At 70.8% G+C, this 12,957-nt stretch carries 12 protein-coding genes; 9 read left to right on the top strand and 3 right to left on the bottom strand.

Going from position 1 to position 12,957, the window contains the following annotated elements; genetic code table 11:
- Window position 1 precedes the first annotated feature (1 nt).
- The 6 genes from DLJ53_RS20995 to DLJ53_RS34810 all read left to right on the top strand — a co-directional run bounded on the left by DLJ53_RS20995 (window position 2) and on the right by DLJ53_RS34810 (window position 5,819).
- Window positions 2–1,318, top strand: coding sequence for an acyl-CoA dehydrogenase family protein (locus DLJ53_RS20995; RefSeq protein ID WP_111348829.1), 1,317 nt, complete (start codon window positions 2–4; stop codon window positions 1,316–1,318).
- Window positions 1,315–2,262: a tripartite tricarboxylate transporter substrate binding protein gene (locus tag DLJ53_RS20990; RefSeq protein WP_111348827.1), complete on the top strand. Its 948-nt coding sequence runs from the start codon at window positions 1,315–1,317 to the stop codon at window positions 2,260–2,262. The genes DLJ53_RS20995 and DLJ53_RS20990 overlap by 4 nt, the downstream gene beginning before the upstream one ends.
- A gap of 3 nt (window positions 2,263–2,265) precedes the next feature.
- Entirely contained in the window at window positions 2,266–2,733 is a 468-nt protein-coding gene (locus DLJ53_RS20985) for a tripartite tricarboxylate transporter TctB family protein (protein WP_111348825.1), read from the top strand.
- Between the two features lies 1 nt (window position 2,734).
- The gene (locus DLJ53_RS20980) at window positions 2,735–4,255 is read left to right on the top strand and encodes a tripartite tricarboxylate transporter permease (RefSeq protein WP_111348823.1); all 1,521 of its coding nucleotides are present in this window, start codon (window positions 2,735–2,737) and stop codon (window positions 4,253–4,255) included.
- Window positions 4,248–5,444 carry a CaiB/BaiF CoA transferase family protein gene (locus DLJ53_RS20975; RefSeq protein ID WP_111348821.1) on the top strand — a complete coding sequence of 399 codons (1,197 nt, stop codon included), beginning with the start codon at window positions 4,248–4,250 and terminating at the stop codon, window positions 5,442–5,444. Before DLJ53_RS20980 ends, DLJ53_RS20975 begins: the two co-directional genes overlap by 8 nt.
- Window positions 5,445–5,597: 153 nt before the next feature.
- Window positions 5,598–5,819, top strand: a complete 222-nt coding sequence (locus DLJ53_RS34810; protein WP_146620051.1) for a hypothetical protein — start codon at window positions 5,598–5,600, stop codon at window positions 5,817–5,819.
- Window positions 5,820–5,876: 57 nt separating this feature from the next.
- Here the strand turns inward: DLJ53_RS34810 and DLJ53_RS20970 are convergent, their stop codons facing one another.
- Complete coding sequence (locus tag DLJ53_RS20970; RefSeq protein WP_162409439.1) at window positions 5,877–6,797, bottom strand: IclR family transcriptional regulator; 921 nt, start codon at window positions 6,795–6,797, stop codon at window positions 5,877–5,879.
- Window positions 6,798–7,122: 325 nt separating this feature from the next.
- Here DLJ53_RS20970 and DLJ53_RS20965 point away from each other — a divergent pair, with 325 nt between their 5' ends.
- Window positions 7,123–7,929, top strand: a complete 807-nt coding sequence (locus DLJ53_RS20965; protein ID WP_111348817.1) for a polysaccharide pyruvyl transferase family protein — start codon at window positions 7,123–7,125, stop codon at window positions 7,927–7,929.
- Window positions 7,930–7,977: 48 nt separating this feature from the next.
- Here DLJ53_RS20965 and DLJ53_RS20960 read toward each other — a convergent pair whose 3' ends face one another.
- Together DLJ53_RS20960 and DLJ53_RS20955 are read right to left on the bottom strand one after the other, a co-directional pair.
- On the bottom strand, window positions 7,978–9,237 hold the full coding sequence (locus tag DLJ53_RS20960) for an MFS transporter (RefSeq protein WP_111348815.1): 1,260 nt from the start codon (window positions 9,235–9,237) through the stop codon (window positions 7,978–7,980).
- On the bottom strand, window positions 9,225–9,971 hold the full coding sequence (locus DLJ53_RS20955) for an SDR family NAD(P)-dependent oxidoreductase (protein WP_111348813.1): 747 nt from the start codon (window positions 9,969–9,971) through the stop codon (window positions 9,225–9,227). Before DLJ53_RS20955 ends, DLJ53_RS20960 begins: the two co-directional genes overlap by 13 nt.
- A 101-nt stretch (window positions 9,972–10,072) precedes the next feature.
- Between DLJ53_RS20955 and DLJ53_RS20950 the strand changes: the two genes are divergently transcribed.
- Both DLJ53_RS20950 and DLJ53_RS20945 read left to right on the top strand, forming a co-directional pair.
- Complete coding sequence (locus tag DLJ53_RS20950) at window positions 10,073–10,915, top strand: IclR family transcriptional regulator (RefSeq protein ID WP_111348811.1); 843 nt, start codon at window positions 10,073–10,075, stop codon at window positions 10,913–10,915.
- Window positions 10,915–12,954, top strand: coding sequence for a hydantoinase/oxoprolinase family protein (locus DLJ53_RS20945; protein WP_111348809.1), 2,040 nt, complete (start codon window positions 10,915–10,917; stop codon window positions 12,952–12,954). Before DLJ53_RS20950 ends, DLJ53_RS20945 begins: the two co-directional genes overlap by 1 nt.
- Window positions 12,955–12,957 lie beyond the last annotated feature (3 nt).

Here is a 12,957-nt window from a genome sequence, read left to right as displayed (position 1 = left end):
GATGGAGGCGCCTCGGTCCGACATCGACGGTGCGGAGATCGGGGGGGCGGGCGTCGGCGGGGCAGGGGCCGGCATAGCGGCCCGTGCAGAGCGGTTCTTCGCGACGCGCATCCTGCCCCGGCACGCCGACTGGGTCGCCGCCACGCAGGCCGGCGAGCGGATGCCCGCCTTCGTCGCCACCCTGCGGGAGGAGGCGCGCGCCGAGGGGCTCTGGAACCTCGGCATCCCGCCGCGCGCGGGGAGCGGCGGGCCCGGCCTCTCCAATCGCGACTTCGCGCCGATCGCCGAGCTGACGGGCCGGCTCCCCTGGGCGTCGCTGGTCTTCAACTGCCACGCGCCCGACCTTCCCAACATGATCATGCTCGACGCGCTGGCAACGCCCGGGCAGCGCGAGCGCTTCCTCGTCCCGCTGCTGGAGGGCCGGGCCGCGTCCGCCTTCGCGATGACGGAGCCCGACGTCGCCTCGTCGGACGCCACGAACATCGCCACCACGATCCGCGCCGACGGGGGCGACCTCGTCGTGTCCGGCCGCAAGTGGTTCATCACCGGCGCCGCCGCGCCGGACCTGTCGTTCCACATCGTCATGGGCGTCACCGACCCGGAGGCACCGCGGACCGCCCGGCACTCGGCCGTCCTCGTCCCGGCGGACGCCCCCGGCATCCGCGTCGAGCGGACCTTGCGCTTCCTCGGCTGGGACGACCACGTGGCGCCCATCGGCGAGATCGTGTTCGACGAGGTCCGCGTGTCCGCCGCCAACATGCTCGGCGAGCCGGGGCGCGGGTTCGACGCGGCGCAGGTGCGCCTCGGCCCCGCGCGGCTCCACCATGCGTTCCGCTGCATCGGCCTTGCCGAGATGCTCCTCGACCTCATGAAGCGCCGCATGCGGGAGCGGACCGCCTTCGGCCGCAGCCTCGCCGAATACGACAGCGTGCAGCAGTGGATCGCCGAGGGGCGCATCGGCATCGACATGTCGCGCCACTTCCTGAACCACGCCGCCGCCGAGCTCGACGCGAACGGCTTCAAGGCGAGCTGGCGGGCGATCTCCATGGCCAAGGTGCACGTGCCGCGCATGCTGCAGGAGATCGCCGACCGGGCGTTGCAGCTCTTCGGCGCGGCCGGCGGCTCGGACGACCACCTCATCCACCACGCCTTCGTCTACGCCCGGATGTTCCGCATCGCCGACGGGCCGGACGAGGTGCACCTCAGGCAGATCTTCCGCAGCGAGCCCGTACCGGAGGGCGCGCTGCAGGACAGCGGCTACGTGGCGCGGCGCGCCGCCGGCCACCCCAACGACAACAAGACTGGGAGGACACAATGAGAAAGACACTTGCAGCGGCCCTTGCGTTCGCCTCGCTCGGGCTCGCGGGCGGGGCCCTCGCGGCGGACTACCCGTCCAAGACGATCACCATGGTCGTGCCCTACGGGGCGGGCGGCATCACCGACGTGATGGCCCGCGCCACCGCGAGGATGCTGGAGGAAGAGCTCGGCGAGACCATCGTCGTCGTCAACAAGGCCGGCGCGGCGGGCACCGTGGGCCTCACCGCCGTCGCGCGTGACCGGCCGGACGGCTACACCATCGCGATGGTGCCGGCCGCGCCCCTCATCATCCAGCCGCACCTGCGCCCGGTCGGCTACGACCTGTCGTCCTACGACTACATCTGCCGCGTGTTCGACGCCCCCATCGTGCTGGCGACCGCCGGCGATTCCGAATTCGCCGACTTCGCGGACGTCGTCGAGTACGCCAAGGCGCATCCGGGCGAGCTGACCTACTCCTCCGCCGGTCCGGGCAGCCTGCCGCACATCGGCATGGTGCGCGCCATCAAGGGTCTCGGCGTCGAGATGCGCCACGTGCCGATGGAGGGCGACGCCGGCGCCGTCACCGCCGCGCAGGGTGGCCACGTGAACCTTGCGGCGGTCGGCGGCAGCTCGGTCGTCGGCAAGGACGTCAAGACCATCGCCGTCTTCTCCGACGAGCGGATGGAGTCCGTGCCGGACGCCAAGACCGCCAAGGAGGTCGGCCTCGACGTCAACATGTCGCTCTGGGGCGGGATCATCGCGCCGAAGGGCATTCCCGACGAGGCCAGGGCGCGGCTCGCCTCCGCCTGCCAGTCGGTGGTCGAGACCGAGGCGTTCGACCAGGAGATGGCCCGCATGGCCAGCCGCGCCGCCTACGCCGACCCGGACGGGTTCCGCGAGGTGGTCGCCGAGGACAGCGCGGCGAACGCCGAGGTGATCGGCGCGCTCGGCATGGGCAAGAAGTAACCCATGCGGCGCTCGACGGGAGATATTGCGGGCGGGCTCGTCTTGGCCATCGGAGCGGTCGCGCTGCTGATCTACACGGCGGGCGCCGACTACCAGATGGGGGAGGGCTCCGCCTACGACGCGGCGCTGATGCCGCGCATCTGGCTCATCGTGGCGGCGGCCTGCGCCGGCACGATGGTGGTCCGCGGCGCCGCCGAGACGCTCCTCGCCTCGGTCGACACCGGACGGCTCGCCGACATCAGCCCGGCCCGCTTCGCTCTGGCGGTGGGGCTGACGGCCGCTTTCATCGCCGCCTTCGTGTGGCTCGGCTACTGGCCGGCGATGCTGCTGATCGTGCCGCTCTTCAGCGTGGTCTTCGGCTACCGCCGGCCGCTGGCGGTCGCTGCGACCACCGTCGGCTTCGCGGCGATCACCTGGGTGGTGTTCGCCGAGATCCTCAACGTGCGCATGATGCCGTGGCCGGGGGCATGACATGACCTCCTTTCTCGACGCACTCGCGATGCTGGCCTCGTTCGAGGCCCTCGCCGCCATCGCCATCGGCACGCTCTACGGCATCTTCGTCGGTGCCATCCCCGGGCTCGGCTCGGTCCTCGGCATCACCGTGATCCTGCCGTTCACGTTCGTCTTCGACCAGTCGGTGTCGATCGCGCTGCTGCTCGGCACCTACTGCGGCTCGGTGTACGGCGGCTGCATCCCGGCGATCCTCATCAACTCGCCGGGGACGCCGCAGTCGGCCGCGACGCTCTTCGACGGCTTCCCCATGGCCCGGCGCGGCCAGCCGGCGCTGGCGCTCGGGTGGGCGACGTTCGCCTCCGCCTTCGGCGGCATCCTCGCCTGCCTGATCCTGGCGGCCGGGGCCCCGCTCCTGGCCCGCTTCGGGCTGCGCTTCGGGCCGATCGAATACTTCGCGCTGGGGATCTTCGCGCTCACCTGCATCGTCTCGGTGGCGCGCGAGAGCCTGCTGAAGGGCGTCTTCGGCGCCGCCTTCGGTCTCTTCATCGCCATGGTCGGCCTCGACCCGATCACCGGCATCACCCGTTACGACTTCGGCAACTACGACCTCGCCGCCGGGCTCAACCTCATCCCCGTCCTCGTGGGCCTCTTCGCGCTATCCGAGGTTCTCTGGCGCGTCGCCGACCGCGGCAGCGTCACCGAGCCGCTGACCGAGAAGGTGCGCTTTGCGATGCCGCCCGTCGGCGACATCGCGCGGCGCTGGAAGGTGCTGGTGAAGTCATCGCTCATCGGCACGTGGATCGGCAGCCTGCCGGGCGTCGGCGCGACGGCGGCCTCGCTCGTCAGCTACGCCGAGGCCAAGCGCTCCTCGCCCGACCGCGCCAGCTTCGGCAAGGGCTCGCCCGACGGCATCATCGCCTCGGAGGCGGCCAACAACGCGGTGACCGCAGGCGCACTGGTGCCGACCCTCGCGCTCGGCGTGCCGGGCGATCCGATCACGGCGGTGATGCTGGGCGCGCTGACGATCCAGAACATCATCCCCGGCCCGACGCTCTTCCAGCAGCAGCCGGCGCTGGTGACCTACATCTTCATGGCGCTCTTCGTGGTGAACATCGTGATGTTCGCGATGGGGGCGACGCTGGGGCCGATCTTCAGCCGCATCCTGCGCCTGCCGGAACCGCTCCTCATCGCGTGCCTCGTCGCGCTCGTCGTCGTCGGCACCTACTCGGTGAACCAGAGCGGGTTCGACCTCCTCGTGCTCCTCGCCGCCGGGCTCGTCGGCTTCGCGTTCCGCTACCTCGAGATTCCGCTGGCGCCGGTGGTCATCGGCTTCGTGCTGAGCCCGATGATCGAGTCCAGCCTGCGGCGCGGGCTGATCCTCACCAACGACAGCCTTCTCGCCTTCTTCGAAAAGCCCATCGCGGCGACGCTGTTCGCCCTCACCGCGATGTTCCTCCTGTGGCCGATCGTGCGCTCCGTCCTCGCGGCGCGGCGCACGTTGGCCTCGCATCCGACCGAGCCGAGGCCCACCCATGACTGACCCGACCCCCGAGGCGGCCACCGGCCCGCTGGCCGGCCTGCGCGTCCTCGACATCGCGACGATCATCGCCGCGCCCTTCGCCGCGACGCTGCTCGCGGACTACGGGGCGGACGTGGTGAAGATCGAGCTGCCGGGCCGCGGCGACGGGATGCGCGATTTCCCGCCCTTCAAGGACGGCAAGTCGCTGTGGTGGAAGACGACGAACCGGGGCAAGCGTTTCGCCGCGCTGGACCTGCGCACGGAGGAGGGCGCGGCCACCTTCCGTCGCATGGTGCGCGAGGCGGACGTCGTGATCGAGAACTTCCGCCCCGGCACGCTGGAGCGGTGGGGCCTCGGCCCGGACGTCCTGATGCAGGAGAACCCGAGCCTCGTCGTGCTGCGCGTCACCGGCTTCGGGCAGGACGGCCCGAGCGCGCAGCGGCCGGGCTTTGCGCGTCTATTCGAGGCGATGAGCGGCCTGACGCACCTCATCGGCGAGGCGGACGGCCCGCCGATGCACGCCGCCTACCCGATGGGCGATGCCATCGGCGGGCTCTTCGGGGCGCTCTCGGTGATGACCGCGCTGCACTCGATCAAGACCGATCCGCAGAAGCGCGGGCAGGTCATCGACCTTTCGCTGACCGAGGCCGTCTTCCGCCTGCTCGACTACCCGGCAATCGCCTACGACCAGCTCGGCACGGTCCCGAAGCGCAGCGGCAATGCCAACCCCTATTCGGCGCCATCCGACGTCTACCCGACGCGCGACGGGCAGTACGTCTCGCTCTCCGGCAGCACCGATTCGACGTTCGCTGCGAACCTGCGGGCGATCGGCCGGCAGGACCTCGGCGCCGACCCGCGCTTCGCCGACAACAAGTCGCGCGTGGAGAACGGCGCGGCGCTCGACGAGGTCTTCCGCGCCTGGTTCGCCGCCCACGACCTCGACGAGATCCTGGACAGCTTCGCGAGGGCCGGCGGCACCCTGGCGCCGATCTACTCGGTCGACATGATCTTCGCCGATCCGCAGTACGCCGCGCGCGAGGCGATCGTGGCGGTGCCGGACGACGACTTCGGCACGGTGCGCATGCAGGGCGTGGTGCCGCGCTTCAGCCGCTCGCCCTGCCGGGTGCGCCGGTCCGCCGGGGCGCTGGGGCGCGACACCGAGGAGGTGCTCGCCGCCTTCGGGGCCGCACCCGCGCCGACCGGGACCTGAGGCCGTCGGCCGCCCCCTTTACCGGGGGCCACTTCACCGGAGGCCGCGGCGAGGGAGCCGCGGCAAATCCAGCGACCTGTGACTGCCAACACGAAGCCGACGCCCGTGCGTATCCATTTCAACCGAAAGCAAAGCATTCACGCGGTTAAGCACATGTCGCACATGCTCTCGGTTCAATCGTCTATCCTTGTCGATCGTCTGTCCGGCCGGATGCGCGCCGCCTGGGGGGCGCTCTCGGTGCCGGCGACGGCGCTGGCCTCCAGGGCGACCGACCCCATCCGCAACCGCTACCTGCCGGAGAAGCACTACATGCGCGGCCCCGGCCCGGCGACCGCCCGCAAGTCGGCGATGAGCGCTGCGAAGTCCGACGCCTGACCCGCCCGCCGGTCCCGACCCGGCGGACCGGAACGCCGCCATCGCGGCGGCGCGGCGTCAGAGGGGCGAGGTGGTCTCGCCCCGCAGGTACTCGCCGAAGGCCCGGACCTGGGTGTCCTGCAGGCGGAAGGCGGGGTACATGATGTTGATCACCGCCACCGGCTCGCCCTTGTGGTCGAGCACCGGGCAGGCCACCGCCCCCGCACCCTCCACACGTTCGCTGAGCGACGACGCGTAGCCGGCCTCCCGGCTGAGCGCGACGGCAGCCATGACCGCCTCGAGCGCGTCCTCGCCGAGGTCGAGCTCGGTCAGGAGGCGGTGCGTCTCCTCCGGCTCCAGCGGCATCAGGGCGGCCCGGCCGCCGGCGCCGCGATGGACCGGGAAGGTGGAGCCGACCTCCAGCTCGTAGCGGATCGGCTGGGGCGAACCCAGCATCTCCACAAGCACCTGCTGCGTTCCCGAGCGCACGAAGAGGCCGACCGATTCGCCCGTGTGCGCCCGCACCCGCTCCATCAGGCCGCGCAGCCCGGTAATGGTCCGGTCGGCGATCAGCGGGCGGGCGAGCTTCAGGAGGCGGGGGGAGAGCACCCAGCGCTCGCCCTTCTCGTCGGCGAGCCCGCCGTCGCGCATCAGCGCGAGGAGGGACTGGGTCGCCTCGGCGTCGGCGTCGATGGCCGCGCTGATGGTCGCGGCGGCGATCCCCTCCGTTCCGGCGGCCGAGAGCTGGCCGAGTGCGGAGATGAGCCAGCGGGCCGAGGTGAGCCCGTCGCCGCTCGAGACGGCGGTGTAGCGCTTGCCGTTGCGGCGCAGGTGGCCCCCGGCCTCCAGCGTGCGCAGGACACGGAAGACCACCGGGGCCGGCTCGTCCATCGCCTCGGCGATCTCGGTGAGGGTGAGCGGCTGATCGGCGCGCTCGATGGTTCCCAGCACCTGGAGCCCCCGCGTAAGCGTCTTGAGCTGATAGTCAGGACCGGCCACCAGAACCCTCTCTTCCGAACGGAACCGGCGCAATTCTGCCGGATCACCCGAGTTTTTCAAATACCGAAAAATTTCGGATGTAAAGGTGTCATTCCGGCGGCCCGATGCTGCCCGGATTTGGCCATTGCACCGGGGCAAAGGACGGCTTGCCAAGCCCGCCGATACCCTTCAATTACCCACAGATGAGAGGTCCGCTGCCCTGCCGACGAGACGCCGTGCCGGCCGCCGCCCAACGCCGACCGCGACACGGTCCGGCATCGTATCCCGGCGCCGGCGACAGGACGATCTGCGGGAAGGCGCCGGTCCAGACGAGGAGAGTCCCGACTTGAAGCCGCTCACCGTCTATTGGTGGAGACCCGTCGCAGAGGGCAAGATCAATCTTGGCGACGAGGTCAACCGTCACATCGTGTCGTATGTGTCGGGTCGCGAGGTCGAGCGCAGTGAACTTCGGTCGTGCGAACTCGCCGCGATCGGCAGCGTCCTTCAGGACCTTTTCGGTCGCATCAAGGGCCGGCGGTCTCCGGTCCACGTCTGGGGCTCCGGATTGATGCAGCCCGAATACCTGCCCGAAAGCGAATACGTGCACTATCACGCGGTCCGTGGTCCGCTGACGCGGTGCATCGCCGAAGTGCGCCGAGACCTTCCCCTGGGCGATCCCGGGATCCTCGTGTCCGAGATCTGGAAGCCGGCGTGCGAGAAGCGGTACTCCATAGGCATCATTCCGCACCACACACAGCTGGGCGACAAGCTCTGGACGGGCCTTTGTGAGAGCACCCCCGGGGCGACGTTGATCGATCTCACCTCGCCCGACATCGATCAGACCTTCGAGCTGATCAGCAGCTGCGAGCGGATCGCCAGCACCAGTCTCCACGGCATCGTCTTCGCGGACTCCTACAAGATCCCGAATCTCTGGCTGCGCAGCAACGAGCCGCATCGCGCGAGTGCATTCAAGTTCTACGACTATTTCGCTTCGCTGAAGCGAAAGGTTGCGAAGCAGATCGAGGTGCGCAACCCGGCGAAGAATATGCTGACGATCGAAGAGTCCCAGTATGACGTCGCGTACTTCGACGAGGTCGATGCATGCAAGGCGCGCGTATACGAAGCCTTCCCGGCTGAACTCAAAGCCGCGTAATCCGGCCGACGTCAGGTCGGCAGGACGTTCGGCGCCCCGCCGTACGCCTCACTCCGGTCCCGCACCCGGGCGCCCTTCGCTCCGGCGGACGAAGAGGAGGAGGGTGCCGGAGAGGAAGGGGGGGACGGCGGCGAAGAGGAAGCCGGCGACGTAGCTGCCGGTGGCTGCGACGATGGCGCTGATCGCGAGGGGGCCGACGACGTAGCCGGCGAAGACGAAGAAGGTCGTCGCCGCGGTCGCCTCACCGACGCGGCCCTTCGGCGCCAGCGCGCTCACCTCGGCCAGCAGCACGCCATTCCAGGACGCGACCGCGAAGCCCGACACGGCAGCGACGGCGCTCAGCGCAAAATAGGGCCATCCCGCGCCCGCGAAGGCGATGACGGCCATGGTCGCGGACGACGCGAAGGCGAGGCCGATGAGCGTCAGATGCGCCGAGCCGACGCGGTCGGCGATCCACCCCACGGCGACGCGCGAGACGACGCCGACGCTCTGCATCAGCGCAAAGGCGGCCCCGATCGCGGCGAGCGAGTGGTCGGTGCGCACGTGCAGCGCGGTGACGAAGAAGGTGAAGAGGGCGCCCTGCGCGATCGCGAAGGAGACGCCGGCGAAGGTGATGATGATCCGCCCCGGATCGGCGAGGACGATCCGGAACGGGGCGAGGAGCCGGGCTGCGAGGCGCGGGGCGAAGGCGCCCGGCGTCGTCTCCGGCGGGGCCGGGCGGTCGGCGTCGATGGCGTGGCGCAGCGGCTCGGCCGCGAGCGCCGCGACGAACGCCAGCGTCGCCGCGCCGACGACGGCCGCCGGCACCCCGCCCCAGATGAGGAGCGGCGGCAGCATCGCCCCGGCGATGGCACCGCCGAGCGGCACCCCGGACTGCTTGATGGAGAACATCAGCGAGCGCCGACGCGCCGGGACGCGCTGCTGGAGCACCTCGCTCCCCGCCGGGGCGGAAGGCGCGTAGCCGAAGCCGATCAGGAACGAGGCGAGGAGGATCATCGTCCACGACCCGGTCAGGCCGAGGAGCATCGCGCCGCCGGCGAGCACCGCCCCGGTTTGCAGCAGCCGGACCGGGCCGAACACCGAGATCAGCGGCGCGCCGCCGAGGAGAAAGACCATCGTGCCGAACGAGCAGAGCGCGGCGAGGTAGCCGACATTCTCGTCCGGCACCCCGGCGAGCGCGGTGATCGGCGGGCCGATCACCGGGAGCGCCCGCGTCAGCATCGCGAGCACGGTCTGCATCGCCGTCGCCACGACGAGCGCGGCGATCCACGGTCTGGGCCGCTCGACCGCGGCGGTCACATCACCCATTGGAACCCATCGACCACGAAGTCCTGTCCTGTGATGAAGCACGGCTCGGCGCTCGCGAGGAAGACGACGAGGCTCGCGATGTCGGCCGGGGTTCCCAGTCGGCCGAGGGCGATGCCCTTCGTCAGCTCCGCCTCGCGCGCGGCGATCATGTGGCCCGTCGCCTCCGTCGCGATGACGCCGGGGCAGATCGCGTTGACGGTGATGGTGGGCGCGAGCTCCTTGGCGAGGGCTCGCGTCATGCCGAGGATGCCGGCCTTCGCGGCGGCGTAGGCGAACCGGCTGACCGCGCTGGTGACGCCGCCGGAGTGGGCGTTGAGGGAGGACATCGAGACGATGCGCCCGCCGCCGGCCTCCAGCATCACCGGGGCGACGGCCTGGATGTAGTTGAAGCAGCTCTTCAGGTTGACGGCGATCGCGGCGTCGAACTCGGCCTCTGTGATCTCGAGGATCCCCTGCGGCGCGGACCGGCCGGCATTGTTGACGAGGACGTCGATCCGCCCGGCGCGGGCCACGACGTCGGCGACCACGGCTTTCGCGCGGGAGTGGTCGGCGACGTCCGCCTCGTAGGCGAGGACGTCGGCGCCCTCGTCGGCGAGCTCCTCGCGCGTGGCGGCGAGCGTGTCGGCGGCGATGTCCACGATGGCGAGGTCGAACCCGGCGCGGGCGAGGGCGAGCGCGGAGCCCCGGCCGATCCCGCGCGCCCCACCGGTGACGATCGCGCGTTTGCGTTCCATCGCCCGCTCCTTCCGCCTGCTTGCGAATTAGTCGTGCCTCTATTGACGGCACATCTTCCATCGATCAGTCTTGTTCAGCAACAGAAACGTTGTTCTCATATATGAACAAGATGATCGGCATCTCCGACGGCAGCGGTGACCCGGGCGTGAGCACGGTGAAGTCGGCCGTCCGGGTGCTCGACATCCTGGAGCACCTTGCCCACCAGGGTGAGCCGCTGGCGCTGCGCGACCTCGTGCGGAACCTCAAGTTCCCGAAGAGCTCGACCTTCGCGCTGATGCGTTCGCTGGTGAGCCGGGGCTACGTCGTTCGCGACCGCAACGATCGCTACGCCATCCACCCCGCCTTCCGGGACGCGTTCCTGCGCCCCTCCCGGTTCGAGGACCGCCTCGTCGCCTACGCGATGCCGATCATGGAGGTCGCGCGCGACGCGACGGGGGAGACCGTGATCCTCGCCGTGCAGGAGGCGACGCTCGACGCGCGGCTCGTCGCCAAGTGCGTCAGCCCGCAGCCGCTCCGCTGGGACTCCGAGCTCGGCAAGATGGTCCCGGGCTACGCCTCGGTGATGGGCCGCGTCCTGCTGGCGCACACCGACCCCGCGCGGGTGGATGAGTACCTGGCGCGCACCCCGCTCCACCCCTTCACGCCGCGCACGATCACCGACGAGGGCGAGCTGCGCGCGCTGCTCGAGGACATCCGCCGGCGCGGCTACTCGATCGTCGAGGAGGAGTATGCGCTAGGCGGCTGCGGCGTGGCCGCGCCCGTCTTCGACGCCGACGGCACCGTGGTCGCGACGGTCGACATCGCGACCATCGTGCAGCGCTTCGCCACGGCGCGGGAGGCGATGATCCAGGCCGCCGTCGCCGCCGCGAACGAGATCTCGGCCCGGCTCGGCCATCGCCCCGGCGCAGGCACGGAAGCCGGCGCAAGCGAGGAGACGCACTGATGGGCTATCGGGTCGGCGTCGACATCGGCGGCACATTCGCCGACTTCTGCGCCTTCGACGAGGACAGCGGCGCGATCGCCACCGTCAAGGTGCTGTCGACGCCGGCGACGCCGGGGCAGGAGGTGATCGAGGGGCTGAACCAGCTTCGGACCCGCTTCGGCATCGCCCCCGGCGACATCACGTGGTTCACCCACGGCACCACGGTCGGCATCAACTCCATCATCCAGCGCAAGGGCATCCGCCTCGCGCTCTTCACGACCGAGAACTTCGTCGACGTGCTGGAGCTGGCGCGGCTCAAGCAGCCGGATCCCTACCACCTCATGTCCCGCCGGCCGGAGCCGCTCGTCACCCGCGACCGGGTGATGGGGATCGCCGAGCGGATCCTCGCCGACGGCCGCGTCGACACGCCCCTGCGGCGCGAGAGCGTCGAGGCGGCGGTCGCCAGGGCCCGGGCCATGGGGTGCGAGGGGATCGTCCTCGCCTTCCTCCATTCCTACCGCAACCCGGCGCACGAGATCGACTGCGCGGCGATGATCGGGGAGATCGCGCCGGAGCTCGAGGTGTACGCCTCGCATCGCATCCGCCCCATCATCCGCGAGTACGAGCGCACCTCGACGGCGGTGCTCCACTCCTACGTCCAGGCGCCGGTCGCGGCGTACCTCACCTCGCTGGAGGCGGCCCTCGCGGAGATCGGCGTCGGCGCGCGGGCGATGATCACAAAGTCGAACGGCGGGGTGATGACGGCCGAGCTCGGCAAGACGCAGTGCATCGACATGCTGCTGTCGGGTACGGCGGCCGGGGTCATGGGGGCGGCGTACGTCGCCCGGGAGGCGGGGCTGCCGCGCGTCCTCAGCCTCGACATCGGCGGCACCAGCGCGGACGTCGCTATCATCATGGGTGGCGAGCCGGGCTTCGGCAGCGCCGAGGTGGTCGGCGACTTCCCCGTCTACGTGCCGACGGTGTCGGTGACGTCGATCGGCGAGGGGGGCGGCTCGGTCGCGTCGCTGGACGACATGGGGCTCCTCGCGGTCGGTCCGGAGAGCGCCGGCTCGACGCCCGGTCCGGCCTGCTACGGCCGCGGCGGCGAGCGGGCGACGATCACGGACGCCTTCGCCGTCCTGGGCTACATCGGCCACGGCAAGCTCGGCTACGACATGGTCGGGATCGACCGGAAGGCCGCGCGCCTCGCGGTCGGCGCGCTCGCCGGCCCGCTCCGCCGGTCGGTGGAGGAGGCAGCCGAGGGGATCATCGAGATCGCCGTCTCCGGCATGTACCGCGAGGTCTCCAAGCTCGCCTCGCGCCAGGGCATCGACATCGCCGACTTCGCGCTCCTCGCGTTCGGCGGGGCGGGGCCGATGATGGCGTGCCTGCTGGCACGCGAGCTCGCCATTTCGACCGTCGTCGTGCCGCGGACGCCGGGCGTCCTGTCGGCTCTCGGGGGTCTCACATCGGATGCCAAGAACGACTTCGTGGCGACGGCCTACGTGCTCCTGTCGCGCGAGGCGATGCCCGAGATCCGCGCGACCGTCGACGCGCTCGCGGCGGACGCGCTCGCCTGGATCCGCGAGCAGGGCTTCCTCGCCGCCGCCGAGCTGCGCCCCTCCGCCGAGATGCGCTACCGCGGCCAGTCCTTCGAGATCGAGATCGCGCTCAAGGACGAGTGGGTGACGTCCGGCGACGTCGCCGCCATCGCCGCCGCCTTCCACGCCGAGCACCGCCGCCTCTACGGCCATGCCGACGAGGCCGCGCCGATCCAGATCATCCAGCTCAACATGGTCGTCCTCGGGGCGACGCCGAAGCCGCGTCTCGCACCGCCTCCCGCCGCGACGGGTGAGGCTGTCCCCTCCGGCACCGTCGAGGTCTACCTGGACGGGGCGCTGCGGTCGGTCCCGCTCTACCGCCGCGACGCGCTGGCGCCCGGGCACACCTTCGAGAGCCCGGCCATCGTCGCCCAGGACGACACCACGACCTGCGTGCCGCCGGGCTTCTCCGTCGCCGTCGATCCGCACGGCAACCTCGTCATCGCGCGGAAGGGCTGAGGA

The sequence above is a fragment of the Acuticoccus sediminis genome (assembly GCF_003258595.1).
Taxonomy (GTDB): domain Bacteria; phylum Pseudomonadota; class Alphaproteobacteria; order Rhizobiales; family Amorphaceae; genus Acuticoccus; species Acuticoccus sediminis.
The sequence above is the reverse complement of the archived record's forward strand: the minus strand, read 5'-3'. Positions and strand labels throughout refer to the sequence as shown.

Bases quoted from the DNA above. Each gene is read 5' to 3' on its own strand.
- DLJ53_RS20995 (WP_111348829.1), top strand. From the start codon at position 2: ATGGAGGCGCCTCGGTCCGACATCGACGGTGCGGAGATCGGGGGGGCG.
- DLJ53_RS20990 (WP_111348827.1), top strand. From the start codon at position 1,315: ATGAGAAAGACACTTGCAGCGGCCCTTGCGTTCGCCTCGCTCGGGCTC.
- DLJ53_RS20985 (WP_111348825.1), top strand. From the start codon at position 2,266: ATGCGGCGCTCGACGGGAGATATTGCGGGCGGGCTCGTCTTGGCCATC.
- DLJ53_RS20980 (WP_111348823.1), top strand. From the start codon at position 2,735: ATGACCTCCTTTCTCGACGCACTCGCGATGCTGGCCTCGTTCGAGGCC.
- DLJ53_RS20975 (WP_111348821.1), top strand. From the start codon at position 4,248: ATGACTGACCCGACCCCCGAGGCGGCCACCGGCCCGCTGGCCGGCCTG.
- DLJ53_RS34810 (WP_146620051.1), top strand. From the start codon at position 5,598: ATGTCGCACATGCTCTCGGTTCAATCGTCTATCCTTGTCGATCGTCTG.
- DLJ53_RS20960 (WP_111348815.1), bottom strand. From the start codon at position 9,237: ATGGGTGATGTGACCGCCGCGGTCGAGCGGCCCAGACCGTGGATCGCC.
- DLJ53_RS20955 (WP_111348813.1), bottom strand. From the start codon at position 9,971: ATGGAACGCAAACGCGCGATCGTCACCGGTGGGGCGCGCGGGATCGGC.
- DLJ53_RS20950 (WP_111348811.1), top strand. From the start codon at position 10,073: ATGAACAAGATGATCGGCATCTCCGACGGCAGCGGTGACCCGGGCGTG.
- DLJ53_RS20945 (WP_111348809.1), top strand. From the start codon at position 10,915: ATGGGCTATCGGGTCGGCGTCGACATCGGCGGCACATTCGCCGACTTC.